The sequence below is a fragment of the Micromonospora fiedleri genome (assembly GCF_016774385.1).
Classification (GTDB): Bacteria; Actinomycetota; Actinomycetes; order Mycobacteriales; family Micromonosporaceae; genus Micromonospora; species Micromonospora gifhornensis.
Genome location: NZ_JAETXL010000008.1, coordinates 13,003 through 39,390, shown reverse-complemented (window position 1 = coordinate 39,390; position 26,388 = coordinate 13,003). Strand labels below are relative to the sequence as shown.

The 26,388-nt window shown below is 71.8% G+C and carries 22 protein-coding genes and 1 tRNA gene; 20 read left to right on the top strand and 3 right to left on the bottom strand.

The window, feature by feature from the left end:
* Window positions 1–7: 7 nt before the first annotated feature.
* Window positions 8–2,794, bottom strand: a complete 2,787-nt coding sequence (gene ppc, locus JMF97_RS22050) for a phosphoenolpyruvate carboxylase (RefSeq protein ID WP_203223269.1) — start codon at window positions 2,792–2,794, stop codon at window positions 8–10.
* A 252-nt stretch (window positions 2,795–3,046) separates the two neighbouring features.
* Here ppc and JMF97_RS22045 point away from each other — a divergent pair, with 252 nt between their 5' ends.
* On the top strand, window positions 3,047–4,087 hold the full coding sequence (locus JMF97_RS22045) for a S66 family peptidase (protein ID WP_203223268.1): 1,041 nt from the start codon (window positions 3,047–3,049) through the stop codon (window positions 4,085–4,087).
* Between the two features lie 208 nt (window positions 4,088–4,295).
* On the opposite strand, the gene JMF97_RS22040 is transcribed toward JMF97_RS22045, so the two are convergent.
* Window positions 4,296–4,946: a hypothetical protein gene (locus JMF97_RS22040; protein WP_203223267.1), complete on the bottom strand. Its 651-nt coding sequence runs from the start codon at window positions 4,944–4,946 to the stop codon at window positions 4,296–4,298.
* A 328-nt stretch (window positions 4,947–5,274) separates the two neighbouring features.
* On the opposite strand from JMF97_RS22040, the gene mfd reads away from it, so the two are divergent.
* From mfd to JMF97_RS22020, 4 genes are all read left to right on the top strand, one after another.
* Window positions 5,275–8,979, top strand: a complete 3,705-nt coding sequence (gene mfd, locus JMF97_RS22035; RefSeq protein WP_203223266.1) for a transcription-repair coupling factor — start codon at window positions 5,275–5,277, stop codon at window positions 8,977–8,979.
* A 66-nt stretch (window positions 8,980–9,045) separates the two neighbouring features.
* Window positions 9,046–9,822, top strand: a complete 777-nt coding sequence (locus tag JMF97_RS22030) for a hypothetical protein (protein ID WP_203223265.1) — start codon at window positions 9,046–9,048, stop codon at window positions 9,820–9,822.
* 2 nt (window positions 9,823–9,824) lie between these two features.
* The gene (locus tag JMF97_RS22025; RefSeq protein ID WP_203223264.1) at window positions 9,825–10,826 is read left to right on the top strand and encodes a nucleoside triphosphate pyrophosphohydrolase; all 1,002 of its coding nucleotides are present in this window, start codon (window positions 9,825–9,827) and stop codon (window positions 10,824–10,826) included.
* Between the two features lie 97 nt (window positions 10,827–10,923).
* Window positions 10,924–12,543 carry a DUF885 domain-containing protein gene (locus JMF97_RS22020; protein WP_203223263.1) on the top strand — a complete coding sequence of 540 codons (1,620 nt, stop codon included), beginning with the start codon at window positions 10,924–10,926 and terminating at the stop codon, window positions 12,541–12,543.
* Between the two features lie 3 nt (window positions 12,544–12,546).
* Here JMF97_RS22020 and JMF97_RS22015 read toward each other — a convergent pair whose 3' ends face one another.
* Window positions 12,547–13,233 (bottom strand): hypothetical protein, encoded by a 687-nt coding sequence (locus JMF97_RS22015; protein ID WP_013731623.1) that lies wholly within the window; start codon window positions 13,231–13,233, stop codon window positions 12,547–12,549.
* Window positions 13,234–13,442: 209 nt separating this feature from the next.
* On the opposite strand from JMF97_RS22015, the gene eno reads away from it, so the two are divergent.
* The 15 genes from eno (at window position 13,443) to JMF97_RS21940 (ending at window position 26,356) form a co-directional block, all read left to right on the top strand.
* Window positions 13,443–14,726 (top strand): phosphopyruvate hydratase, encoded by a 1,284-nt coding sequence (eno, locus tag JMF97_RS22010; protein WP_013731624.1) that lies wholly within the window; start codon window positions 13,443–13,445, stop codon window positions 14,724–14,726.
* 30 nt (window positions 14,727–14,756) lie between these two features.
* Complete coding sequence (locus JMF97_RS22005; RefSeq protein ID WP_013731625.1) at window positions 14,757–15,395, top strand: FtsB family cell division protein; 639 nt, start codon at window positions 14,757–14,759, stop codon at window positions 15,393–15,395.
* A 22-nt stretch (window positions 15,396–15,417) separates the two neighbouring features.
* Complete coding sequence (locus JMF97_RS22000; protein WP_203223262.1) at window positions 15,418–15,975, top strand: DUF501 domain-containing protein; 558 nt, start codon at window positions 15,418–15,420, stop codon at window positions 15,973–15,975.
* On the top strand, window positions 15,972–16,505 hold the full coding sequence (locus JMF97_RS21995; protein ID WP_307817046.1) for an amino-acid N-acetyltransferase: 534 nt from the start codon (window positions 15,972–15,974) through the stop codon (window positions 16,503–16,505). The genes JMF97_RS22000 and JMF97_RS21995 overlap by 4 nt, the downstream gene beginning before the upstream one ends.
* Before the next feature lie 112 nt (window positions 16,506–16,617).
* Window positions 16,618–17,550 carry a Ppx/GppA phosphatase family protein gene (locus JMF97_RS21990; protein ID WP_203223462.1) on the top strand — a complete coding sequence of 311 codons (933 nt, stop codon included), beginning with the start codon at window positions 16,618–16,620 and terminating at the stop codon, window positions 17,548–17,550.
* 154 nt (window positions 17,551–17,704) lie between these two features.
* Window positions 17,705–18,391, top strand: a complete 687-nt coding sequence (locus JMF97_RS21985; RefSeq protein WP_203223261.1) for a dienelactone hydrolase family protein — start codon at window positions 17,705–17,707, stop codon at window positions 18,389–18,391.
* Window positions 18,384–19,124, top strand: a complete 741-nt coding sequence (locus JMF97_RS21980; RefSeq protein WP_273543906.1) for a uracil-DNA glycosylase — start codon at window positions 18,384–18,386, stop codon at window positions 19,122–19,124. The genes JMF97_RS21985 and JMF97_RS21980 overlap by 8 nt, the downstream gene beginning before the upstream one ends.
* 18 nt (window positions 19,125–19,142) lie before the next feature.
* The gene (locus JMF97_RS21975) at window positions 19,143–19,931 is read left to right on the top strand and encodes a DUF4129 domain-containing protein (RefSeq protein WP_412101287.1); all 789 of its coding nucleotides are present in this window, start codon (window positions 19,143–19,145) and stop codon (window positions 19,929–19,931) included.
* The gene (locus JMF97_RS21970) at window positions 19,928–20,512 is read left to right on the top strand and encodes a hypothetical protein (protein WP_203223260.1); all 585 of its coding nucleotides are present in this window, start codon (window positions 19,928–19,930) and stop codon (window positions 20,510–20,512) included. The genes JMF97_RS21975 and JMF97_RS21970 overlap by 4 nt, the downstream gene beginning before the upstream one ends.
* Window positions 20,512–21,519: an AAA family ATPase gene (locus JMF97_RS21965; RefSeq protein WP_203223259.1), complete on the top strand. Its 1,008-nt coding sequence runs from the start codon at window positions 20,512–20,514 to the stop codon at window positions 21,517–21,519. Before JMF97_RS21970 ends, JMF97_RS21965 begins: the two co-directional genes overlap by 1 nt.
* A gap of 6 nt (window positions 21,520–21,525) precedes the next feature.
* A complete protein-coding gene (locus tag JMF97_RS21960) occupies window positions 21,526–22,902 on the top strand; it encodes a DUF58 domain-containing protein (protein WP_203223258.1) in 1,377 nt (458 codons plus the stop codon).
* Window positions 22,903–23,019: 117 nt separating this feature from the next.
* Entirely contained in the window at window positions 23,020–23,583 is a 564-nt protein-coding gene (locus tag JMF97_RS21955; protein WP_203223257.1) for a hypothetical protein, read from the top strand.
* Window positions 23,584–23,736: 153 nt separating this feature from the next.
* Entirely contained in the window at window positions 23,737–25,050 is a 1,314-nt protein-coding gene (locus JMF97_RS21950) for an NAD(P)/FAD-dependent oxidoreductase (RefSeq protein ID WP_203223256.1), read from the top strand.
* A 243-nt stretch (window positions 25,051–25,293) separates the two neighbouring features.
* Window positions 25,294–25,374: transfer RNA gene (locus tag JMF97_RS21945), tRNA-Leu, on the top strand.
* Window positions 25,375–25,477: 103 nt separating this feature from the next.
* Window positions 25,478–26,356: a Bax inhibitor-1/YccA family protein gene (locus JMF97_RS21940; protein ID WP_203223255.1), complete on the top strand. Its 879-nt coding sequence runs from the start codon at window positions 25,478–25,480 to the stop codon at window positions 26,354–26,356.
* Window positions 26,357–26,388: the final 32 nt, after the last annotated feature.

Sequence of the window (26,388 nt, the reverse complement as noted above, 5' to 3'; positions counted from 1 at the left end):
GTCGGCGTCAGCCGGTGTTGCGCATGCCGGCGGCGATGCCGTTGACGGTGGTGAGCAGGGCGCGCTCCAGGGCTGTGCCGTCGTTGGGGGCTCGGCGGCCGCCGGGGGCGGTGACCACTGCGCGGCCGGCGGCGCCGGAGTCGCGGTACTGCCGTAGCAGGGCTACCTGGAGGTGGTGCAGGGGCTCCAGGTAGGTGTCGCGCACCGCGAGGGTGCGTTGCAGCACGGGGGCGTTCTCCAACAGGTCCGGTGAGTCGGTGACGGCCAGCACCTCGCGCCGGGTCAACTCGTACTCCGCCTCGATCTTGTCGAAGATCGGGTGCAGCTTCTTCGGGACCAGGGTCTCCACGTACCGCCGGGCGATGCCGAGGTCGGTCTTGGTCAGCATCATCTCCACGTTCGACAGGAACGTGCGGAAGAAGTGCCAGTTGCGGTGCATCTCGGCCAGTACGTCGGCCAGCCCGGCCTCCCGGGCGGCGGCCAGACCGGAGCCCACGCCGTACCAGCCGGGCACGATCTGCCGGGTCTGGGTCCAGCCGAACACCCACGGGATGGCCCGCAGCCCGGACAGCCCGGCCCCGGTGTTCGGCCGCTTCGCCGGCCGGGAGCCGATGTTCAACGCGCCGAGCAGCTCGGTGGGCGTGGACGCCCAGAAGTACGCCGGCAGATCCGGATCCTCCACCAGCGAGCGGTACGACCGGTAGGCCGAGGAGGAGACCACATCCATCGTGGCGTCCCAGCGCTCCAGCATCTCGGCGGGCTGCCGGGGCGCGGTGTGCAGCAGGGTGGCCTGGAGCACGGCGGCCACGGTCAGCTCCAGGTTCTCCCGGGCCAGCGCCGGCAGGGTGTACTTGTCGGAGATCACCTCGCCCTGCTCGGTCACCTTGATCGCGCCGTCGAGGGTGCCGTACGGCTGGGCCAGGATCGCGTCGTGCGTGGGCCCACCGCCGCGACCCACCGTGCCGCCCCGGCCGTGGAACAGCCGCAGGTGCACACCGTGCCGGGCGGCCACGTCCCGCAGCGCCCGCTGCGCCCGGTGGATGGACCACTGGCTGGTGGTGATGCCGGCCTCCTTGTTGGAGTCGGAGTAGCCCAGCATCACCTCCTGCACGTCCCCCCGGGCCGCCACCAGCGCCCGGTACGCGGGCAGCGACAGCAACTCGTCGAGCAGCTCACCACCGGCGTTCAACTCGGCGGGGGTCTCCAGCAGCGGCACGATGCCGATGCGTGCCCGCCCGCTGTGCACGTCGACCAGCCCCGCCTCGCGGGCCAGCACCACGGCGGCGAGCACGTCGTCGACCCCGAGGGTCATCGAGATGATGTACGACTCGATGACCTCGCTGCCGAACCGGTCCTGCGCCTCGCGGATGGTGCTGAACACGTCGAACGTCTTGCGGGCCGACTCGGACAGCGGAGTGTCCGCAGCCGACAGCGGTCGGCGGCCGGTCAGCTCGTCGGCGAGCAGCTTGGTGCGCTCCAGCCGGGTCAGCGCCGGGTAGTCGTCGACCTCGCCGACCGCCGCGTACAGCTGGGCCAGCACCTCGTGGTGCTTCTCGGCGTGCTCCCGCACGTCCATGGTCGCCAGGTGCAGGCCGAACGCGGAGACCGTACGGATGGTCGAGGCGAGCCGCCCGACGGCGGTGAGCTGACCGGAGTTGCGGGCCAGCGAGGCGCGCAGCAGCTCCAGGTCGGCGATCAGCTCGGCCGAGCCCCGGTAGTCCCGCCCCGGCACGTGCGGGGTGCCCTGGCGCAGCCGGGCACGGGTGTTGGCCAGCTTGGCGCGTACGCACCGGGCCTTGAGCCGGTACGGCTCCTCCGCGTTGACCCGGCGGAACCGGGGCGCCACCTCGGGCAGCGCGTCCAGGTCGGCGGCGAGGCTGGCGGACAGATCCAGCGACACCCCGCGCAGCCGGCGGGACACTGACACCTCGTTGATCAGCTCTTCCATCGCGGCCTCGGTGGCGGTCAGCCCGTGCTCGTGCTGGATGGCCAGCACCTCCCGGGTGACCGTCGGGGTGACGAACGGGTTGCCGTCGCGGTCGCCGCCGATCCAGGTGCCGAAGGTCAACGGGCGGGCCGTCGGTGAGGTCTCCACGCCGAGGGTGCGCAGCGTCTCGGCGAGGTCGTCGAGCACCTGCGGGGCGGCCTCGGCGTACAGGTCGCGCAGGTAGTAGATGGCGTTGCGGGCCTCGTCGGTCGGATCGGGCCGGTCCAGCCGCAGCTCGTCGGTCTGCCACATCAGGTCGAGCAACTCGGCCAGCCGACGGTTCGCCGGGCCCTCGTCGCTGGCACCGTAGAGGATCGCGTTCGCGGTCTCGGTGTCCAACTCGTCGGCGATGGCACGCAGCTTCGACAGGATCGACCGGCGGGCCGCCTCGGTCGGGTGCGCGGTGAAGACCGGCCGGATCGCCAACCGGCGGGCCACCGCTGCGATCTCCTCCGCCGGTACCCCCCGCTCGGAGATCATCTTGGCCGCCTGGTCCAGCCAGCCACCCTGCACCGCCCGACGCCGACGCAGGTCGCGGGCCCGATGCACCTGCTCGGTGATGTTGGCCAGGTGGAAGTAGGTGGAGAAGGCGCGAGCCAGCTTCGTACCGGTGGTCACGTCCAACCCGCCGAGGCGGCGCGCGGCGGCCGGGGCGTCGGTACGGACCTGGGCGCGGATCTCCTCCACGAGGTCGAGCAGCGGCCGGCCCTCCTGGCGCGCCAGGGTCTGCCCGAGCAGGGTGCCCAGCCTGCGGATGTCGGCGCGCAGGGCGGCGTCGGGGCCGTCGTGATCGTGCTGGTCGGTCACCATGCGCTCCTCACGGTAGTGCGAAGGACAGCGCTGTCCGACTTCCCCCGATCGTATCCGCGTCGGCCCGGCTGAAAGGAGGGGACCCGGCTTATCGCTTTCCGCGCGGTGCCGGTCCGCTCTCAACCTCACACGGTGCCGCAGATCGACTGTCAGCGCTGGTCGGGGCGGTGGTGTCGCCGTGAGCGGACACCGGGCGCGGCCCGCCGGGACCGGGCTGCGGTGATCAATCCCACGCCGTACCGTCGGGGCGTGTCAGCGTTGATCTACCCGCCCAAACCCCGGCCCGGCGACCGCGTCGCGGTCGTCTCACCCTCGGCCGGTCTGCCAGCCGTCTTCCCGCACGTGTACGAGTTGGGACTGCGTCGATTGCGCGAGGAGTTCGGCCTGGAACCGGTGGAGTACCCGACCACCCGGATCACGGGTGCCGACCCGCGGGCCCGCGCCCGCGACCTGACCGCCGCCTTCGCCGACCCGAGCATCACCGCCGTCCTGGCCACCGTCGGCGGCGACGACCTGATCACCGTCACCCCGCACCTGGACGACGAGGTGCTGCGGGCCAATCCGAAGCCCTACTTCGGGTACTCGGACAACACGAACGTGCTCAACCACCTGCACCGGCTGGGAATGGTGAGCTACCACGGCGGCTCGGTGCTGGTGCACCTCGGCAGACCCGGCGCGCTGCAACCGCTCACCGCCGACTCGCTGCGCGCGGCACTGTTCGGCTCCGGCTGGTACGACCTCACCCCGGCGCCGCAGTGGGGCGACGAGCCGAACGACTGGAACGACCCCGACTGCCTGGCGGACGAGCCGGTGATGTTCCCCGGCACCGGTTGGCACTGGCAGGGCCCGGCGACGGTGGTCGAGGGCCGCACCTGGGGTGGCAACCTGGAGGTGCTGCACTGGCTGCTCGCCGCCGACCGGGTCGCCCCGGCGGAGTCACTGCACGGCTCGGTCTTCCTGATGGAGACCTCCGAGGAGTTGCCGCCGGCCGTCGAGGTCTACCGGATCCTGCGCAACCTCGGCGAGCGCGGCCTGCTGGCCGGCTTCCCCGCCGCGCTGGTCGGCCGCGCCAAGGCGTGGGAGTTCGGCCGCCGGCTCACCCCGTCCGAGAAGACGGCGTACGCCCAGGAGCAGCGGGCCGCGGTCAGTCGGGCCTTCGCCGAGTACGCCCCGGACGCGGTGCTGGTCTTCGACGTGGACTTCGGCCACACCGACCCTCAGTTGATCATCCCCTTCGGCGGCCAGGTCCGCGTCGACCCCCTGGCCCGCCGCATCTCCGTCCGCTACTGAGGCACCGTTGCTTCGCCGGGTGCGCAGCGGCGAAAGCCGCCGTATCGGCGTAGTGGCGGGATCCGGCTGGGATGGGAAGCCGCCGTTTCGGCGCAACGGCGGGTCTGTAGCGGGGCGCAGCCGCCGTTTCGGCGTAGTGGCGGGGTTGCAGGGGCGGGAAGCCGCCGTTTCGGTGTAACGGAGTCGATCAACGCCCCCGAGAGTGCCCTCAGGTGAGGTGGCAGCGGTTGGCGCTGAAGTGGGCGACGGCGGCGAGGATCTCCGCCTCGGACTTGTCGGCGAAGTTGAGGGTGGCGACCAGGCCGGAACCGTGCAGGGCGCTCAGCGCCGCACTGTCCAGCGCCGTGTAGAAGCCGGCCTTCGGCAGGATCCGGGGATCGTGGGGCTTGACCACGAGCATCTTCTCGAAGGTCCAGCGGCGGCGGGAGATCTGCGCGATGGCCTCCCAGGGCAACCAGACCGCCTGGCCGCGGGTGGGTCGGGTGCGGATCCACAGCCCGGCCGGGCTCAGCGCCAGCACCGGGTGCCGGCCGATCAGAAACAGCTGGATCCCGATCGGGATGGCGCTCAGCGCGAGTAGGCAGCCCAGCAGGCCCAGGATGCCGAAGGCGGCGTTCTCGCGCAGGTCGGGATCGGCGGAATCCAGGATGCTGAGGCTGGCGCAGGCAGCTACCGGGATGCTGAACAGCAGGGTGAGGCCGCCGAAGATCAGCGCCCGCTTGGCGAGGTTGGGGCGTACGACGAAGGGCTGGTCCTCGGGAATGTGCGCGGCCATGGGCGCCGAGGGCGGGGGAGGACCCCAGGGCTGGCCGCCGTACGGTGGCGGTGGGGGTGGGTAGCCGGGTGGCGGGTTGCTCACGGTTCTCCGGTCTCCGGTGGATACGGGCGTCAGCGCCGGGGAGGGAAGGTGCCGTCCGCGGGGGGCCTGCACGGCAACCGGGGTGTGGGCCGCCGTCGACGAAACGCCCGTAACGTCGAAGTGCGTGCCACATCTCCGTCCAGCGGGGGCAGCCGATCACAGACCGGTGGCAGCGTCAAGGTCCGCCGGCCGGTGCGGGGTGAGCCGGAGCACGGCAACAGCCGTGGACGGCGCGGGATCGTCGGCCCGGAGAGATAGTGTCGACCGGTATGACCCCCCGTCCGGTCGGACGCGGGGTGCTCGTCGTGTCCTCGCCTCGGAAGTGATCATGACTGCGCTCACCGGACTGTTCGCCGCCGCCCTTGCCGACCCGGGTCTGGCGCGGGTCCGTGACCTGGCACGCTCCGGTGCGGCCCAGGTCGACGGGCTCGACCTGACCGCCCCGCCGGCACTGCGCCCGTTCGCGGTAGCCGCCGTCGCGGCCGACCCCACCCCCGGAACCAACGCCGACAAGCAGGGCGGCGGCAAGCAGGGCGGCGGCAAGCAGGGTGGCGGTGCGGGGCGGCCGGTGCTGGCGGTGACGGCGACCAGTCGTGAGGCCGAGGATCTGGTCGCCGCGCTGGGCACGCTGCTGCCGGCCGAGCAGGTGGCGATCTTCCCGAGCTGGGAGACGCTGCCGCACGAGCGGCTCTCGCCACGCTCCGACACCGTGGGCCGGCGGCTGGCCGTGCTGCGCCGGCTCTCGCACCCGGAGTCGACCGACGCGCACGGGCGTACCGGACCGTTGCGGGTGGTCGTCGCGCCGGTGCGGTCGCTGCTGCAACCGCAGCTCAAAGGGCTCGGTGACCTGGAGCCGGTGCGGCTGTCCGCCGGGGACGAGGCCGACCTGGAGCAGGTCGCCCGCCGGTTGACCGACATGGCGTACGCGCGGGTCGACCTGGTCACCAAGCGGGGCGAGTTCGCCGTGCGCGGCGGCATCCTGGACGTCTTCCCGCCCACCGACGAGCACCCGTCCCGGGTCGAGTTCTGGGGCGACGAGGTGGAGGAGATCCGCACCTTCGCCGTCGCCGACCAACGCACCATCGAGCAGGTTCCGCAGCTCTGGGCGCCGCCCTGCCGGGAACTGCTGCTCACCCCGGCGGTACGCGAGCGGGCCGCCGCGCTGGCGCAGCAACACCCGGAGCTGGCCGAGATCCTGGACAAGCTGGCCGGCGGCGTACCGGTGGAGGGGATGGAGTCCCTGGCCCCGGCGCTGATCGGCGCGGACTCGATGGAGTTGCTGCTGGACTGCATGCCCAAGGGCACCCACGTCCTGCTCTGCGATCCGGAGCGGATCCGCACCCGGGCGCACGACCTGGTGCGTACCTCGGACGAGTTCCTGGCGGCCAGCTGGGCCGCGGCCGCCGTCGGCGGCCAGGCCCCGATCGACCTCGGCGCCGCCGCCTTCCGGACCCTGGCCGACGTACGCGCACACGCCGCGACCCTGCGCCAGCCCTGGTGGACGCTGTCCCCGTTCGGGCTGGCCGAGCCGGGTGCCGTGACTGCCCGGCAACCGTGGGAGGACGAACCGGACACGGTCGACATCACCCCCGACGACGCGATCGCGGTGACGCTTGCCGCCCAGCCGGCACCGCTCTACCACGGTGAGACCGCCCGGGTGGTCGACGACCTCAAGCGGTGGGCCGGCGAAGGCTGGTCGATCGCGCTGGTCTTCGAGGGGCACGGTCCCGCCCAGCGGGCCGTGGAGGTGCTGCGCGACGGTGGCCTGGGGGCCAGGATGACCGAGCAGGTGCCGGCCGCCCCCGCCGCCGGCGAGCTGCTGGTCACCTGCGGCAGTCTGACCGGTGGTTTCGTCGACGAGGCGGCCCGGTTCGTGCTGCTCACCGGCAACGACGTCACCGGTGGTCGGGGCGCCTCGACCCGGGACATGCGCAAGATGCCGAGCCGGCGGCGCAACACCATCGACCCGCTGGAGCTGCGCGCCGGTGACCACGTGGTGCACGAGCAGCACGGCATCGGCCGGTACGTGGAACTGGTGCAGCGCACGGTCAACGGCGCGTCCCGCGAATACCTGGTCATCGAGTACGCCCCGAGCAAGCGCGGCCAGCCGGGCGACCGCCTCTTCGTCCCCACCGACCAGCTCGACCAGCTCAGCCGGTACGTCGGCGGCGAGCAGCCCACCCTGCACAAGATGGGCGGCTCGGACTGGCAGAAGTCCAAGGCGCGGGCCCGCAAGGCGGTCAAGGAGATCGCCGCCCAGCTGATCCAGCTCTACGCCGCCCGCAAAGCGTCCAAGGGGCACAACTTCGGGCCGGACACGCCGTGGCAGCGGGAGTTGGAGGACGCCTTCCCCTGGCAGGAGACGCCCGACCAGCTCGCCGCCATCGACGAGGTCAAGCGGGACATGGAGCAGAGCGTCCCGATGGACCGGCTGATCTGCGGCGACGTCGGCTACGGCAAGACCGAGATCGCGGTACGGGCGGCGTTCAAGGCGGTGCAGGACGGCAAGCAGGTCGCCGTGCTGGTGCCGACCACCCTGCTGGTGCAGCAGCACTACAACACGTTCGCCGAGCGGATGAGCCAGTTCCCGGTGACGATCCGGCAGCTGTCCCGGTTCCAGACGCCGAAGGAGGCCGAGCAGACGCTGGAGATGGTGGCCAACGGCACCGCGGACATCGTCATCGGCACCCACCGGCTGTTGCAGGCCGCCACCCGGTTCAAGTCGTTGGGGCTGGTCATCGTCGACGAGGAGCAGCGTTTCGGTGTCGAGCACAAGGAACACCTGAAGTCGATGCGGGCGGCCGTGGACGTGCTGAGCATGTCGGCCACCCCGATCCCGCGAACCCTGGAGATGGCGATCACCGGTATCCGGGAGATGTCGACAATCGCCACCCCGCCGGAGGAGCGGCATCCGGTGCTCACCGCCGTCGGGGCGTACGACGACCGGCAGGTGGCCGCCGCGATCCACCGCGAGTTGCTCCGCGACGGCCAGGTCTTCTACCTGCACAACCGGGTCGAGTCGATCGAGCGGACCGCCCGCAAGCTGCGGGAACTGGTGCCCGAGGCGCGGGTCGCGGTGGCGCACGGCCAGATGGGCGAGGAGGCCCTGGAAAAGGTCATGGTCGGCTTCTGGGAGAAGGAGTTCGACGTCCTGGTCTGCACCACGATCGTCGAGTCCGGCATCGACATTCCGAACGCCAACACCCTGATCGTGGAGCGGGCCGACCTGCTCGGCCTGGCCCAGCTGCACCAGATCCGGGGCCGGGTGGGCCGGGGCCGGGAGCGGGCGTACGCGTACTTCCTCTACCCGCCGGACAAGCCGCTCACCGAGCACGCGCACGAGCGGCTGGCCACCATCGCCCAGCACACCGAGTTGGGCGCCGGCATGTACGTGGCGATGAAGGACCTGGAGATCCGGGGCGCCGGCAACCTGCTCGGCGGCGAGCAGTCCGGGCACATCGAGGGCGTCGGCTTCGACCTGTACGTCCGGATGGTCGGCGAGGCGGTGTCGGCGTTCAAGGGCGAGCAGCCCGAGGAGGAAATCGACGTCAAGATCGACTTGCCGGTGGACGCGCACCTGCCCCACGACTACGTGGGCGTGGAACGGCTGCGCCTGGAGATGTACCGCAAACTCGCCGAGGCCCGAGACGAGGAGCGGCTGCGTGAGGTGGCCGCCGAGATGACCGACCGGTACGGCGAACCACCCGCCCCGGTGCAGAACCTGATCGCGGTGGCGCGGTTCCGGCTGCTGGCCCGTCGTTACGGCCTGACCGACGTCAGCGTGCAGGGCAAGCACCTGCGTTTCAGCCCGCTGCCGCTGCCCGACTCGAAGCAGATGCGGCTCAAGCGCTACCACCCCGACTCGGTCTACAAGACCGCGTTGGACCAGGTCAGCGTCCCGCGTCCGACGACCCGCCGGATCGGCGGGGAGCCGCTGCGCGACCAGGCCCTGCTGGACTGGTGCGCCCAGCTGCTCTCCGACGTCCTCGGTGCACCCACCGCCGCCCAGCCGGCCACCGCCGGAGCCCGCTGACCCGCCAGTCGGTTCCGGCGGAACCCTCCCAGCCAGGGCGGGAACCGGTCATGAGAGAGTGACGGGATGCGTGCTCGCCGTCTTGTCGCCGTCGCCAGCGTGGCGGTCGGCCTGGTTGCCCTCTCCGGCTGTCGTTCCGAACCCGGTGTCGCCGCCTACATCGGTGATCACTCGGTCACCGAGGACGCGGTCACCGCGCTGATCGACGACGCGCGGGCGAAGAACCCGGCGCCGACCGAGGAGGACGCGGCCATGCCGGGGCAGCAGCCGCGGCTGCCCGGGCGCAGCGAGGTGGTGAGCGTCCTGGTGCTCAGCGAGGTGTGCGAGCGGGTCTCCGCCGCCGAGAACTACCGGCCGCAGAACGCCGTCGACCCGGCGCAGATCGCCCAGGGTGTCGGCATGAACCCCGAGACCGAGTACGTGCGGCGCACCGCCGAGCTCTACAGCTGCCTGTCCGGCATCCCGGTCGGCGAGCCGGTGGCCCCGACCCAGCAGGAGCTGACCGAGCTGGTGAACGCCGGCAAGCGGGCCGGCGCGGTGCCGGCCGAGGTGACCGTGGAGCAAGCCGCCAGCCAGCTCGACGGTGAGCAGCTGCGCTACGCGCTGGCCAACCGCAACTCGCTGGCCGAGGCGGTCGAGGCGTACGACGTGACGGTCAACCCCCGTTACCGTCCGCTGGTGTTCCCGGTGTTGAGCTTCTCGGGTGCGACTCCGATCGTCGCGGTGGGTGTGCCGCTCGGTGAGCCCGCCTCCACGGCGGTCACCGACGTCTCCACCCCGAAGCCGCAGCCGGCGTCGGACCAGGCGGCCGAAGGGGACGACGCGGGTCACGGGCACGGCTGAGCATGCCGCGGATCGTCCTGCTGGTGACCTCACCCCGGTTGCCGGCCGGTCTGCTGACGGCAGCCGCCTGGGATGTCGTACGCACGGCTGTGGTGTTGGCCGGGGCGGAGAGTGAGCTGGCCACGGCGATCCGGTCGGCGGGCGGGCAGGTGCGGGTGCCGGACGGCCCGGCGGTGCCGGCGCTGCTGGACGCCGCGGCGGCCCACGACACGGTGGTCTGGTTGGCCGGTCCGGCCGGTGACGAGGCGCTGGCCCGGGAACTCGGCCTGCGGCTGGCCCGGGAGCCGGGCCTGGCCGAGATGGAGCTGATGTACGGCTCCTGGGATCCGCCCGGTGCCCGGCTGCTCGACGCGGTGGCGGTGCTGGACCGGCTGCTCTCGCCCGGTGGCGATCCCTGGAAGCGGGCGCAGACCCACCAGAGCCTGGCCGGCTTCCTGCTGGAGGAGTGCTACGAGGCGTACGACGCGATCGTCGCCTCGGACACCGACTCGCTCCGCGAGGAGTTGGGCGACGTGCTGCTCCAGGTGGTGCTGCACGCCCGGCTGGCCGAGGAACTGCCCGAGGACGAGCGGTGGACCATCGACGACGTGGCCGGCGGCCTGGTCGACAAGATGATCCGCCGCAACCCGCACGTCTTCGCCGGTGCCGAGGCAGGCACCCTGGAAGAGATCACCGCCAACTGGGAACGGATCAAGCAGGCCGAAAAGTCCCGCACATCAGTGCTGGACGGCATCGCCCTCAGCCAACCCGCCCTCTCCCTCGCCGCCCAGATCCTCGACCGCGCCACCCGCGCCACCCTCACCGCCCCACTACCCCCACCCCAGACGCAGCCGGACGCCGAATCCGCCCTCGGCGCCGCCCTCCTATCCACAGTGGCCGAAGCCCAGGCAGCCGGCCTCGACCCCGAATCAGCCCTCCGCCGCACCACCCTGGCGTACGCCCAAACCCTCTCCACCACCAAATCCCACCCCACACCCCCACCGCCCCCCGACCCATCGAGTTGATCAAGAGCTTTGCGTCTGAATCGGTGCCCCGAGAGACGCAAACTTCTTGATCAACGAGCTGGCGGCGGGGGCCGGGCCCGGTGGGTAGGGTCGGGGGGTGGAACCGTTTGGGGTGGTGGCGGAGCGGATTGTTGAGGCGCTGCTGGTCAGTCGGCCGGGGTTGGCGGCGGTGGCGGGGGATCATCGGGTTGATGATCGGTTGCCGGATCTGAGTGCTGACGCTGTCGCGGGGGATCGGGCGATGCTGGTGGACGCGGCGAGTGTGTTGTGTGAGATTGATGGGGATTCCCTTGATGTCGAGGAGCGGGTGGACCATGCGTTGCTGTCCACGCTCGTCGACCGGCAGTTGTTCGAGCTGACCGAGATCCGTGAGCATGAGTGGAATCCGCTCGTGCACAATCCCGGGCCACTGCTGAACGGGCTGTTCGTGCGGCCGTACGCGCCGGCCGAGCAACGGCTGACCGCGCTGGTCGGTCGGCTGACCGCCGTACCGGATGCGCTGGCCACCGCGCGCGCGACGCTGCGTGACATGCCTCGCGTGCACGCCGAGACGGCCGTCGGGCAGTTCACCGGCACCGCCGCGCTGATCCGCGACGAGGTGCCGGCGCTGCTCGAACAGGCGCCGGCGTTGCTGGACCAGGTCGAACCGGCGGCCACCGGCGCGATCGCCGCGCTGGAGGAGTTCGTCGCCTGGCTGCGCGCCGGCCTGGCCGCCGACACCGGGCCCGGTCGCGACCCGCGACTGGGCCGACGCCGGTGGGAGGCGCGGCTGTGGTACGCCCTCGACACCGAGCTGAGCGCCGCCGAGATCCAGCGCCGCGCCTGGGCGAACCTGGACCGGGTCGGCGAGGAGATCCGCGCGGCGGCGGTCGAGCTGGTCGGCGGCCCGGCCGACGACGAGACGGTACGCCGAGCCCTGGACCTGCTCGCCGCCGAGCACCCGGACGACCACACCATCGTCGACCTGGCCTCGATCACCATGGACGAGGCGAGCGACTTCGTCCGCGCCCACGACCTGGTGACGGTGCCGGACGACAGGTGCGTGATCCAGGTGATGCCGGAGTTCGCCCGGGGCGTGGCGGTGGCCTACTGCGACGCGCCCGGTGCGCTGGAGACGGCAGAGGTGCCCACGTTCTACTGCATCGCCCCCACCCCGGCGGACTGGCCGGCGCACCGGGTCGACTCGTTCTACCGCGAGTACAACGACCACATGATCCGCAACCTGACCGTGCACGAGGCGATGCCGGGACACTTCCTTCAGCTCGCCCACGCCCGCCGTCACGTCGGCTCCACCCGGGTCCGGGCGCTCACTCGTTCCGGTCCGTTCACCGAGGGCTGGGCGGTCTACGCCGAGCAGGTGATGGCCGAGCACGGCTTCGGTGGCCTGCCAGTGCGTCTGCAGCAGCTCAAGATGCAGCTGCGGATGACCCTCAACGCGCTGCTCGACCAGTTGGTGCACGCCGAGGAACTGCCCGAGGGCGAGGCGATGGCGCTGCTGACCGGACGCGGCTTCCAGGAGGAGGGCGAGGCGGCGGGCAAGTGGCGACGGGCCCTGCTCACCTCCACCCAGCTGTCCACCTACTTCGTCGGCTACAGCGAGGTGGCGGAGATCGCCGCAGCCCGCCCGGCCGAGGTGTCGATCCGCGACTGGCACGACGCGATGTTGGCGCACAACTGCCCGCCGCCGCGCCACCTGCGCACCCTGCTGGGGTGGTGAGGCTCAGGAGCCGGCCCGACGGCGGTCCACGATCCCGGCGCCCTGCGGCAGCTCGAAGGTCGCCCCGTCGACCTGCTCCTGGAATCGGCTCAACGCCAGCTCCACCGGCTCCCCGTCGACCCGGCCGGTGAAGCTGCCCAGCGCCCCCTCACCGGTCACGCAGGCGGAGAAGTTCTCGACGGCCTGCTGCACCTCGACGCAGGTGGCGAGGAGACCGGCGACGGTGGTGCCGCTCTGGGTGATCACCGCGCCCGGGTCCAGGCCGGCGGCGGTCAGCAGCCCCATCACCATCGGCGGGGTGACCAGACCTTCCCGCTCGGCGGCGGCGTAGACGACCGTCGACGGGTTGCTGTCCGCGGCGGGCGGGGCGTGCAGGGTGCAGACCGTACGTTTGCCCTCGGTGTCGCAGCGGGCGGTCGCCTCGGCGGTGACCGTCAACTTCCCGCCCGGCCACTCGTACGCCGACCGGGCCGGGTCCTGGGCGATGAGGGCGGTCTGTCCTCCGCCGAGCTGGTACTCCGCCGAGTAGGTCAGCTCCAGCGCCCGATCCATCCGGGCGGCCAGATCGTTGACGATGTCGGTCCGCCCCATGGCCCGCCCGGCGTCGTCCAGGGCCTGACAGCCGGTGACGGTGAGCAACATGACGGCTGACGCGGTCAGCGCACGAAGGGTGGCCGAGGGGGCGGGCATGGTGACCAGCCTGATCGATCGGATCCCGCTCGTGCAAACCCGTTGTCGGTTGACGCACGAGAATCCGGGAATGTCCGACCCGTCCCTACGGACCAGTGCGGCCCGGTCGCGGTGTGGGCAGGCGGGGACCGATACGCTGCGTTCAACACCTGCCTCAGCCGCACCGTCGCGGCCGATACCGGACGAGACCACACAAGAGGAGCGACTCAGTGGCAACCATCGAGGTAATCGAGGCTCGGGAGATCCTGGACTCGCGGGGTAACCCGACCGTCGAGGTCGAGGTCGGGCTCGACGACGGGACGATCTCCCGGGCGGCCGTGCCTTCCGGCGCCTCGACCGGCGCCTTCGAGGCGATCGAGCTGCGCGACGGTGACAAGGGCCGCTACCTGGGCAAGGGAGTGGAGAAGGCGGTCGCCAACATCGAGGACCGGATCGTCGACCAGCTGATCGGCTACGAGGCCAGCGAGCAGCGGGTCATCGACCAGAAGATGCTCGACATCGACGGCACCGACAACAAGGCCGAGCTGGGCGCCAACGCCATCCTCGGGGTCTCGTTGGCGGTGGCCAAGGCCGCGGCCGGCAGCGCCGAGCTGAGCCTGTTCCGCTACCTCGGTGGGCCGAACGCGCACCTGCTGCCGGTGCCGATGATGAACATCCTCAACGGTGGGGCGCACGCCGACAGCAACGTCGACATCCAGGAGTTCATGATCGCGCCGATCGGCGCGCCGAGCTTCCGGGAGGCGCTGCGCTCCGGTGCCGAGGTCTACCACGCGCTGAAGTCGGTGCTGAAGAAGAAGGACCTGTCGACCGGGCTCGGTGACGAGGGCGGCTTCGCCCCGAACCTGCCCACCAACGCCGCCGCGCTGGACCTGATCGCCGAGGCGGTGGAGAAGGCCGGCTACCGGCTCGGCACCGACATCGTCTTCGCCCTCGACGTGGCGGCCACCGAGTTCTTCTCCGACGGGACGTACACCTTCGAGGGTGTCGCCAAGACCGCCGAGGAGATGAGCGAGTACTACACCAAGCTCGCCGACGCGTACCCGATCGTGTCGATCGAGGACCCGCTGGCCGAGGACGACTGGACCGGCTGGCAGACGCTGACCGCCGCGGTCGGCGACCGGATCCAGATCGTCGGCGACGACCTGTTCGTCACCAACCCGCAGCGCATCGCCCGGGGCATCGCCGAGAAGGCCGCGAACGCCGTCCTGGTGAAGGTCAACCAGATCGGCTCGCTGACCGAGACGCTGGACGCGGTCGACCTGGCCCACCGGGCCGGCTTCAAGTGCATGATGAGCCACCGTTCCGGCGAGACCGAGGACACCACCATCGCCGACCTCGCGGTGGCCACCGGCTGCGGCCAGATCAAGACCGGTGCGCCGGCCCGCTCGGACCGGGTGGCGAAGTACAACCAGCTGCTGCGGATCGAGGAGGAGCTGGCCGACGCGGCGCGGTACGCCGGCGCGGGCGCTTTCCCGCGCTACCGTTCCGCCTGAGCCGATGCGAGACCTCGGGGGAGGGGTGTGATGCACCAGCGCCGCACGCCGGGTGGTCAGCGACCGGCCCGCCGGCCGGCTCGCCCTGGCACCGGCCGGGGCACGGTTCGCGACGGCGGGGTGCGCGCGCAGTCGCGGGCCGCCGGTCGCGCGCCGTCGGCCGCTCGCGGTGCCGAGGGCGTACGCTCCGCCAAGCGGCCTGCCGCCAGGCGGGCGGCGGCCGGCGGGGTGACCCGGATGGCCGCCCCCCGACCCCGAGGTCTCACCGGACGCGCCACCGTCCTCATCGCGGTGTTGATCGCATTGGCGTTGGCCTACACCTATCCGGTCCGGGTCTACCTGGATCAGCAGGCCGACATCGAACGGATGGAGGCCGCGCAGGCGGCCCAGCGCGAGTTGATCGCCGAGCTGACCAGCCAGGCCGAGAAGTGGCAGGACGATGCGTACATCGAGACGAAGGCCCGGGAGCGGTTCTTCATGCGTCGGCCCGGCGAGAAGATGGTGATCCTGCTGGAGGATCCGGCCGGGGCGGCCCGGGACGCGGGCGAGAGCGGGCAACCGACGGCACCTGTCGAGCCGGACGCCTGGTACGAGACCCTCTGGTCGAGTGTGCGGGCCGCGGACGCCGCGCAGACCGACGCCGAGACCGCCCCGCAGCTGGACGAATGAGCACCGAACGAGAGATGGCACCGTGACTGTCGTACCACCGCCGGAGCCGGCGGCGGCTTCCGTACCCCGGCCCGAGCGTGAGCCGGCCACCGACGCCGACCTGGCCGCGGTGGCCGCGCAGCTCGGCCGCCCGCCCCGGGGGACCCGTGCGGTGGCCCACCGCTGCCCCTGCGGCCTGCCCGACGTGGTGGAGACGACCCCCCGGCTGGCCGACGGCACGCCGTTCCCGACGCTGTACTACCTGACCTGCCCCCGGGCCACCGCCGCGTGCAGCCGACTGGAGTCGGCCGGGCTGATGCGGGAGATGGCGGACCGGCTGGCCACCGACCCGGAACTGGCCGCCCGCTACCGCGCCGCGCACGAGGACTACCTGGCCCGCCGGGACGCCATCGCCGAGGTGCCGGAGATCGCCGGCATTTCGGCCGGCGGCATGCCGGGCCGGGTGAAGTGCCTGCACGTGCACCTCGGCCACGCACTCGGCGCCGGGCCCGGAGTCAACCCGTTCGGTGACGAGACCCTCGACCTGGTCGAGCCCTGGTGGACGGCCGGGCGCTGCGTCGACGTGCCGGAGAGCGAGTGACCGCGGAGGCGACGCAGGCGGTGCCCGACGACATCGTGATCCGGCGGGCCCGCACCGCGGACGTGCGGGCCATCCGGCGGCTGGTGGACACCTACACCGACGACCGGCGGCTGCTCAGCAAGGCCACCGTGACCCTCTACGAGGACGTGCAGGAGTTCCGGGTGGCCACCCGGGTCGGCGACGGCCGGGTGGTGGGCTGCGGCGCGCTGCACGTGATGTGGGAGGACCTGGCCGAGATCCGTACCGTCGCCGTCGACCCGTCCTGCCGGGGACAGCGGATCGGGCACCGGATCGTCGCCGAGCTGATCGACGCGGCCCGCGAGCTGGGCGTGGCCCGGATCTTCGTACTGACCTTCGAGACCAGCTTCTTCGCCTCGTTCGGCTTCACCGAGATCGACGGTGCGCCGGTGCCGCACGCCGTCTACGAGCAGCTGCTGCGCTCCTACGACGAGGGTGTCGCCGAGTTCCTCGACCTGGAGCGGGTCAAGCCGAACACCCTGGGCAACACCCGGATGCTGCTGCGTCTCTGACCCCGGCGGGGCGGGACGCCAGCGAGCGCGGTCGGGCCGGGTCGCGGCCGGTACCGGCGAGCAGGCGTTCGCGGCGCGGCGGCGCTATAGGGTGACCGACGTGACGACGCGTGTGGCCGCCATCGACTGCGGAACCAATTCCATCCGGTTGCTGGTCGCCGACCTGCCCGACCCGACGGCGGGCTCGACCGCACCCCTGGTCGACCTGACCCGGCGGATGGAGATCGTGCGGCTCGGTCAGGGGGTGGATGCGACCGGTCGGCTGGCGCCGGAGGCGATCGAGCGGACCCGGGTCGCGTTGACCGACTACGCCACCGACATCGCGAAGCTGGGCGCCGAACGGGTCCGGATGTGCGCCACCTCGGCCACCCGGGACGCCGAGAACGCCGCCGACTTCCGGGCCATGGTGGAGCAGATCCTCGGCGTACCGCCCGAAGTGGTGAGCGGCGACGAGGAGGCCCGGCTCTCCTTCACCGGCGCGGTGCGCGGGCTGCCCGCCGACGCGCAGTCGCCGTACCTGGTGGTGGACATCGGCGGCGGCTCGACGGAGTTCGTCGTCGGCAGCCGCGACGCGGGCGTGCACGCCGCGATCTCGATGGACATCGGCTGCGTCCGGATGACCGAGCGGCACCTGCACGGCGACCCGCCCAGCCTCGACGAGATCGCCGCCGCGCAGGCGGACATCGCGGTCGCGGTGGACCGGGCGCTCACCGCCGTGCCGGGACGCGAGGCGTCCACCCTGGTCGGGCTCGCCGGTTCGGTCACCACCGTCGTCGCGATCGCCCAGGACCTCACCGAGTACGACCCGACCCGCATCCACCACGCCCGCGTGTCGTACGACCGGGTGGCCGAGGTGACCGCGCGGCTGCTGACCCTGACCCGGGAGCAGCGGCTGGCCATCCCGGTGATGCACCCCGGCCGGGCCGACGTGATCGGTGCCGGGGCCCTCGTCCTCCGCGTGATCATGGAGCGGGCCGGCATGGACTCGGTGGTCGCCTCCGAGCACGACATCCTCGACGGCATCGCCTGGAGTCTCGCCGGTTGAGACGTCCTCCGCAGCGGCCAGCGAGGATGCGAACGGGAGGTGAATGCCACTGTTTCGGCATCTTCCGGCGGGAGGTCACCGCGTGGCAGGCTACCGGCACGTAGGACCACTGGGCGACCAGCCAACGATGACTGACCGCTAGGAGGACGGGCCGATGGGCGAGATGGTGACCTACCGTGGCGGTGGCGGTACGGGTGAGGGATACCTCGCGATACCGGCCACCGGTACGGCCAGTCCCGCGGTGATCGTCATCCAGGACTGGTGGGGGCTCGCGCCGCACATCCGGTCGGTGGTGGACCGGTTCGCCGAGGCGGGCTTCGTCGCCCTCGCCCCGGACTTCCGGCACGGTGAGCCGGCCGGCAAACCGAGCGAGCCGCAGCAGATGCTGAACGGGCCGCAGATGGACGAGGCGGCGCGGGAGATCGCGGCGGCCGCCGAGTACCTCGCCGGTCGACACGACGTCACCGGCAAGATCGGCTGTGCCGGGTTCTGCGCCGGGGCCAGCCTGGCCCTGTGGGCCGGGAACTTCTCCGAGCGGATCGTCGCCACCACCGCGTTCTACCCCCGCCTGCCCTGGGAGGGCATGCGGTCGGAGTGGACGGAGTACGCCGGCAAGGACGCCCTGGTGCACTGCTCCGAGGCGGACGGCACCTCGGCCGACCCGGGGGTGCAGACCGTACGCCGGGCCATCGAGAACGCCGGTGGCACCTGCCACCTGCACGACTACCCGGGCACCGCGCACGCCTTCTTCAACGAGGACCGGCCGGAGCACTTCGACCAGCGCGCCGCCACCAGCGCCTGGGCCCGCAGCCTCGAACTCTTCCGGGCGAAGCTTGGCTGAGTCGCGTACCCCCGCCGAGGTGGTCGCCCGCGCTGCGCGGGCGACCGACCTGGCCGACCTCGACGCAGCGGTCAGCGACTGTTTCGCCTGCCCGCGGTTGGTCTCCTGGCGGGAGGAGGTGGCGCGCACCAAGCGGGCCGCCTTCCGGGACCAGGAGTACTGGGGTCGACCGGTGCCCGGCTTCGGCGACCCGGCGGCGCGGATCGGCATTCTCGGGCTGGCCCCGGCGGCGCACGGCGGCAACCGCACCGGGCGGATCTTCACCGGTGACCGTTCCGGTGACGTCCTCTTCGCCGCCCTGCACCGCGCCGGGCTGGCCAACCAGCCGACAAGCGTGGCCGCCGACGACGGGCTGACCCTGCGGCACACCCGGATCTTCGCCGCCGTCCGCTGCGCCCCACCGGACAACAAGCCCACCCCCGCCGAGCGGGACACCTGCGCGCCCTGGCTGCATCGAGAGGTGGCGCTGATCCGACCGACGCTGCGGGTGGTGGTCGCCCTGGGTGCCTTCGCCTGGGCCGCGTGGTGGCCGGTGTCCCGGGAGGTCTACGGTGTCGCCGCGCCCAGCCCGCGACCGTCGTTCGGCCATGGGGCACACTGGTCCGGCACGGCCGTACCGGAACTGCTCGGCTGTTACCACGTCAGCCAGCAGAACACCTTCACGGGACGACTGACACCGGGGATGCTGGACGATGTGTTCACCGAGGCGAAACGGTTGGCCGAGGTGGACTGAGGCTGCGGGGTGGTGGCGATGACGGACAGGACCCCTGACCTGCCCGGCGTACGCCCCGGTGCCCCGGAGACAGACCGAATGGACCTCGTACGCAGGTGGTGGCCGGTCGCGGTGGTGGCCGCGTTGCTGGCTGCCGTGGCGCTGGCCGCCACCCATTCCTCCATCGGGGCCAGCCGGATCCCGCCCGCCGTGCAGGACGCTCCCTTCGTGCTGGAATACCCGACCGGCGACCCCAGACCCTCCATCCCGGCCGAGCCGCGGCAAGCCGCCGAGCAGGCCAGCACGGCCCTCCCCGCCTGGCTCGGCACGGTGGCCGTGGTGCTGCTCGGGATGGCGCTGCTGGCCGCCCTCAGCTATCTGGGGTGGAGCGTGATGCGGTCGGTGGCCCGGCGGGTCACCCGACGGCTGCCGGTCGGTGTCACCCGACGCAACGCCGAAGGCACCGCCCGGGAGGTCGTCGCCGCGGTCGACGCCGGTCTGGTCGAACTGGACGATCGCTCCACCGACCCCCGGACCGCGGTGATCGCCTGCTGGGTACGCCTCGAAGAGGCCGCCGCCGCGGCCGGGGTGCCCCGGCTGACCGGCGACACCCCGACCGACCTGGTCACCCGGCTGCTGCGCGGCGACCCCTCCGCCGGTGTGCCGGCCATCGTCAGCGCCGATGTGCTGGCCGAGTTCGCGAACGTCTACCGGGAGGCCCGCTACGCCACCCGGCCGGTCGACGAACACACCCGCGACCAGGCGCGGGCCGCCCTGCGCCGGTTGCGCGGCGAACTGGCCGCCACGGTCGAGCAGGTGACGACATGAGCAGCACCAGCATCGACGACCTGCTCAGATTCGAGGAGGACCGGCCGGTCCAGCCCGAGCAGCGCCCGGCCGGGCGGGTACGGTCGGTCGCCACCTTCCTCGGTGTCGCCGCCGCCAGCACGGTGGTGCTCGTCGCCGGGCTCCGCGCCGTCGGCCTGCGGGTGTCGTTGCTGGTGCTGGTGGCCGCGGTGGTCACCCTGCTGCTGGTGCGTCGCATCGTCGTCCTGCTGGCCCCGCCGTCGAGGCCCGCGCGGTCCACCTCAGGTACCGGTGGCGAGGAGGACGGCATGTACAACTGGGATGCCCGGGACGCGTTGCGTACCGCGGTCAACCGTTGGGAAGTGCCGCTGGAGTGGTCGAAGTCCCGCCCGGAGCGGTTCGGCGGGGTGGTCCTGCCTCGGCTGGCGGAACTGGCCGACGAGCGGCTCCGCCTCAAGCACGGCGTGACCCGTGAGTCGGATCCGACCCGGGCCCGTGCTCTGCTGGGTGATCGCCTGTGGATGTTCCTGGAAAACCCGCCTCGTCGTACCCCCTCACCGCGCGACCTCGCGGTGATCGTCGCCGAACTGGAGAAGATCTGATGAACGACACCGCCCGGACCATGCCCCCCACCGAGGTCGGTCACCTCGCCCGGGCGGTACTGGACGCGGTGGGCCAGGTCGTGGTCGGCAAGCGGGACGCCCTGGAACTGGTGCTCGCCGGCATCCTCGCCGGTGGTCACGTGCTGCTGGAGGACCTGCCCGGCCTGGGCAAGACCCTCACCGCCCGGTGCTTCGCCCAGGCGCTCGGGCTGGACTTCCGGCGCCTGCAGTTCACCCCGGATCTGTTGCCGGCCGATGTCACCGGCTCCTTCCTGTACGACCAGCGCAGCGGGGACTTCACCTTCCGGGCCGGGCCGGTCTTCACCAACCTGCTGCTCGCCGACGAGATCAACCGGACCCCGCCGAAGACCCAGTCGGCCCTGCTGGAGGCGATGCAGGAGAAGCAGGTCTCGGTGGAAGGCGTGACCTACCGGCTCGACGAGCCCTTCCACGTGCTGGCCACCGCCAACCCCATCGAGTACGAGGGCACCTATCCGTTGCCGGAGGCGCAGCTGGACCGGTTCCTGCTGCGGGTGTCCTTCGGTTATCCGCCCCAGGACGAGGAGTGGGAGGTGCTGCGCCGCCGGATGGCCCGCCGCCGTGAGGAGGCCGACATCAAGCCGGTGGTCGACGCGGCGACCCTGCGGGCCATGCAGGCTGCGTTGGAGGACGTCACCGTGGAGGATTCGGTGGGCCGCTACATGGTGGCGTTGACCGCCGCCACCCGCGAACATCCCTCGGTGCTGGTCGGCGCCTCCCCGCGCGGCTCGTTGGCCCTGCTGCTGCTGGCCCGGGTACGGGCGGTGCTCTCCGGGCGGGACTTCGTGGTGCCGGAGGACGTCAAGGATGTGGCGGTGCCGGCCCTGGCTCACCGGATCACCCTGCGACCGGAGATGTGGCTGCGTCGGGTCGATCCGTCCTTCGTGGTCGGTGAGGTCCTCGACCAGACCCCGGCACCGGCCAGCGGGGCACTGCCCAGCTACGCCGCCGGGCGGCAGGGGATCTGACCCGACGTGAGGCTCGCGGATCGATCGGCACCAGCCAACTGGGCGCCCACCCCGGCGCTCGGTCGGGCGGTGCTGCTCACCGGCCTGCTGCTGGTCGCGGCGGTGCTGCTGGGCCGGGTGGACCTGATCGTGCTGGCCGCCCCCTTCGCCCTCGGCACGGCGTACGCGCTGCGCAATCGCCCCACCGAGCTGCCCCGGGTATGGGTCAGTGTCGACGAGGGGCACCTGGTGGAGGGCGGTGAACTGGTCGGGCGGGTCACCGTCGGCAACCCGGACGCGACCCCGTACGACGTGGCCGTGCTGCGTACCCGGGTCTCGCCCTGGCTGCGCATCGAGCAGGCCGCCCTGGCCGGTGGCGCGGTCAGCGGGCGCAGCGGCGACCGCCGTTCGGTGACCGACCGGCCGTTCGTCACCTCGGTGGACCCGGACACCGCGGTGGACCTGGAACTGACCGGCACCGCCCTGCGCTGGGGGCGGCACCCGTTCGGACCGGCCGGGGCCCGGGTCGCCGCCGCGCAGGGCCTGCTGGTCTCCCGCGCGGTGATCGCCGAACCGGTCGTCAACCGGGTGTACCCGAAAACCGAGCCCTTCGAGGCGGTCAACGCGATGCCGCGCGCGGCCGGGCTGGTCGGCGCGCACCACTCCCGGCGGCCCGGAGAAGGGGGAGAACTGGCCGGGGTACGGGTCTTCGCCCCCGGTGACCGGCTCCGCCGCATCGACTGGCGGGTGTCGCTGCGGGCCCGGCAACTGCACGTGGCGGCCACCCTCTCCGACCGGGACGCCGAGGTGGTCGTCCTGCTGGACGTGCTGGCCGAGGCGGGCCGCTCCGGCGGCATCGCGGGCGCGGCCACGGTGCTGGACACCACGGTCCGGGCCGCCGCCGCCATCGCCGAGCACTACCTGCACCGGGGCGACCGGGTGGCCCTGCTGGAGTACGGCCCGAACGCCCGGCGACTGCGCCCGGCGACCGGCCGGCGGCAGTACCTGACCGTCCTGGAATGGCTGTTGGACGTCAAGGCGCAGCATTCCCCGCACGAACCGTACGACCAGGTTTTCGGCTCGCAGCTGCTCTCCGCGGACGCCCTGGTGGTGGTGCTCACCCCGCTGCTGGAGGAACGGTCGGCGCAGATGCTGGCCCGGCTGGCCCGGTCAGGACGGTTCGTGGTCGCGGTGGACACCCTGCCGGCCGACCTGTCGCCCCCCAAGGACCGGGGCTGGGCCGAGGTGGCGTACCGGCTGTGGCGGCTGGACCGGGACACGATGATCGCGCAACTGCGCGAGCACGGCGTGCCGGTCGTACCGTGGGCCGGCGCCGGCAGCCTCGACCAGGTCCTGCGCGACGTGGCCCGCCTCGCCACCGCCCCCCGGGTCGGTGGCCGGTGAGCGCGAGGAACGCAGCGCAGCGGAGTCCCGCAGTCGCGAACGTAAGGTGGGCTCGGTGAGCGCGAGGAACGCAGCGCAGCGGAGTCCCGCAGTCGCGAACGGAGAGCCAGCTCAGTGATGGGAAACCTCACCGGCCGGGTCCGGGGGTTGCAGACGGTGGCGAGCCGGGTCGCGCTGGCGCCGGTGTTGATCCGCCTCGGGATCTTCGTCAGCTCGCTGGCGGGGTTGCTGCTCGCGTACCCGGCCGAGGTCGTCCTGGGGCAGACCCTGCTGCCGTTGCTCGCGGTCGCGGCCCTGCCCGCGCTGGCGCCGCGCCGGTTCTGGCCGACCTTCGCCGCGCTGGTCACCGTCGGCGGCTGGTTGATGGCCACCGACGGGTACGGCCGGCCGGTCGCCCTGTGGCGGTTGATGGCCGTGGCGGTGCTGCTCTACCTGACCCACACCCTCTGCGCCCTGGTGGCGGTGCTGCCGTACGACGCGGTGGTGGACCCGGACCTGATCGTGCGTTGGCTCACGCGTACCGGCTGGGTGTTGCTCGCCACTGCCGTGCTCGGGGTGCTGCTGCTGGAACTGGGCCGCCTGGGGGCGGGTACGGCCGGCTGGCAGTTCGTCACGATCGCCGGTCTTTTGGTCGCGCTGGCGGTGACTGCGACGCTGGCCTGGCTGCTGAAACGCCGCTGACGGCGGGGCCGAGCGACGTTTGGGGCGGTCCTGCCCGGGTGCCCGAAGTGCCACGAGTGGCCTGAGTAGTCCAGGTCACACAGAGGTTGTGCTCGGTCACAGAAGGGGGCCGGGAACGGGATTAGCGCCGCCGCTGGGGGAAAGATGGTAGGCGTGAATCCGAAGCGGATCCTTGTGGTGGGTGCCGGGCACGTCGGTCTCTACGCGGCGCTGCGCCTGTCGAAGAAGCTGAGTTCCCGTGAGGCTGAGGTCATCGTCGTCGACCCCCAGCCGCACATGACGTACCAACCGTTCCTGCCGGAGGCGTCCGGCGGCAACATCTCCCCGCGGCACTCCGTGGTGCCGCTGCGGCGGGAGTTGCGCCGGTGCACCGTCGTGTCCGGTGCGGTGACCCGCATCGATCACCACCGCAAGACCGCCACCGTGCAGCCGATCGTCGGCCCGCCCCGGGAGATCGCGTACGACCATGTGGTGGTCGCGCCCGGCTCGGTCTCCCGTACGCTGCCGATTCCCGGGCTGCACGAGCACGGCATCGGCTTCAAGACCATCGGTGAGGCCATCTATCTGCGCAACCACGTGTTGGAGCAGCTGGACGTGGCCGCCGCGACCACCGACCCGCAGGTGCGCCGCCGGGCGCTGACCTTCGTGTTCGTCGGTGGCGGGTACGCCGGCATCGAGGCGCTCGCCGAGATGGAGGACATGGCCCGCGACGCGCTGCGGTACTACCCGGAGCTGAAGACGTCGGACATGCGGTGGGTGCTGGTCGAAGCCACCCAGCGGGTGCTGCCCGAGGTCGACCGGGACATGGGCGCCTACACGGTGCAGCAGTTGCTGAAGCGGGACATGGACATCCGGCTGGACACCCGCCTGGAGTCCTGCGTCGACGGGGTGGTCAAGCTCTCCGACGGCGACAGCTTCGCCTCCGACACCATCGTCTGGACCGCCGGGGTGAAGCCCTCGCCGATGCTGGACGCGACGGACTTCCCCCGTGACGACCGGCGGCGGGTCACCTGCCTGCCGACGCTTCAGGTGGTCGACGGCGACCGGGTGGTCGAGGGCGCGTGGAGCGCCGGCGACTGTGCCGCCGTACCGGACCTGACCAAGGCGCCGGGCAACTTCTGCTCGCCGAGCGCGCAGCACGCGGTGCGCCAGGCCCAGCGGATGGCCGATAACATCGTCGCGGTGATCCGGGGGCGCGAGCCGGTCGCCTACAAGCACAAGCACGCCGGCAGCGTGGCAAGCCTCGGCCTGCACAAGGGCGTGGCCCAGGTGTACGGCATCAAGATGACCGGCTGGCCGGCCTGGTTCATGCACCGCACGTACCACATGAGCCGGATTCCGTCGTTCAACCGGAAGGTCCGAGTGGTGGTCGACTGGACGCTGGCGTTCTTCCTCAAGCGTGAGGTGGTCGCCCTCGGCCAGCTGCACGACCCCCGCGAGGAGTTCGCCGAAGCCTCCCGCAAGTAGGGGACGCAAGTAAGGAAGGGCCCCTTCTTAACGCCTCGCGTAGAGCAGGGGCCCCCTTTTAACACCTGCGCCTATGCCGCATCTAGCTGCGTCCGCCCGGTTGTCGTCCGATTGGGGCCGGGGTGCGTTGACGTGTGTCGTTTCGGATTGGCGCTGGAGTGGTCGGCGCACGGGACGTCGTATCGGCCGGGAAACCGCTACCGTGGCACTGCACCGCCGCGTGTCGGCGCGTCGGGGTCACCCGCCCGGGTGGTGGAACGGCAGACACGGCCGCCTTAAAAGCGGCTGCCGCAAGGCGTGCGGGTTCGACCCCCGCCCCGGGCACTCTCAGCGTTCCCTCAGCCTTCCGACGTCCAACCCCCTGTTCCGGCCGTTTACTCTTATAGGGCGCGTTGACGTGCCACGACCCCCTTAGGGAGGCCAGACAGTGAAGACTTCGAACCCGGTACTCGCTCGGCTCGGCCAGGCGGCCGAGCGGGAGCGTGCCGCCGGGTACGCCCCCACCGGGCCGTACGGACAGCCCGGTTACCCCCAGCAGTACCCACAGGCCGGTTACCCCCAGCAGCCTGGTTACCCCCAGCAGTACCCGCCGCAGGCGGGTTACCCCGGCGCGCCGGGCTTTCCGGCGGCGCCGCAGGCGGTCACCCCCATGTCGATCGACGACGTGGTGGTCAAGACGGTCATGCTCCTGGCCATCGTCGGCGTCTCCGCCGCAGCGGCCTGGATCATGGTGCCGGACGCACTGCTCGGTGTCGCCTGGATCGGCGCGGCCATCGTCGGCCTGGTGCTCGGCCTGGTCATCTCGTTCTCGAAGATGGCGAACCCGGCGCTGGTCGTCGCGTACGCCGTCGTCGAGGGTGTCCTGGTCGGCGCGATCAGCAAGTTCTTCGAGGCGCGTTACCCGGGCATCGTCATCCAGGCGGTCGTCGCCACCTTCGGTGTCTTCTTCGTGATGACCATGCTCTACAAGGCACGGGTCATCCGGGCCACGCCGAAGTTCACCAAGGGTCTGATCGCGGTGATGGCCGGCCTCTTCGCGGTCATGCTGATCAACCTGGTGCTGTCGCTGTTCGGCGTCAACACCGGCCTGCGTGACGGTGGCGCGCTCGCCATCGGCTTCAGCCTGGTCTGCATCGTGGTGGCCTCGCTGAGCTTCGTGCTCAGCTTCAAGGAGGTCGAGGACGGCGTCCGGATGGGCCTGCCGCAGCGCTACTCCTGGGTCGCCGCGTTCGGCATCCTGGTCAGCCTGATCTGGCTCTACATCGAGATCCTGCGACTGTTGAGCTACTTCCAGGGCGACGACTGACCTCACCGCCCCACGACCGACCGGCGCCCGCT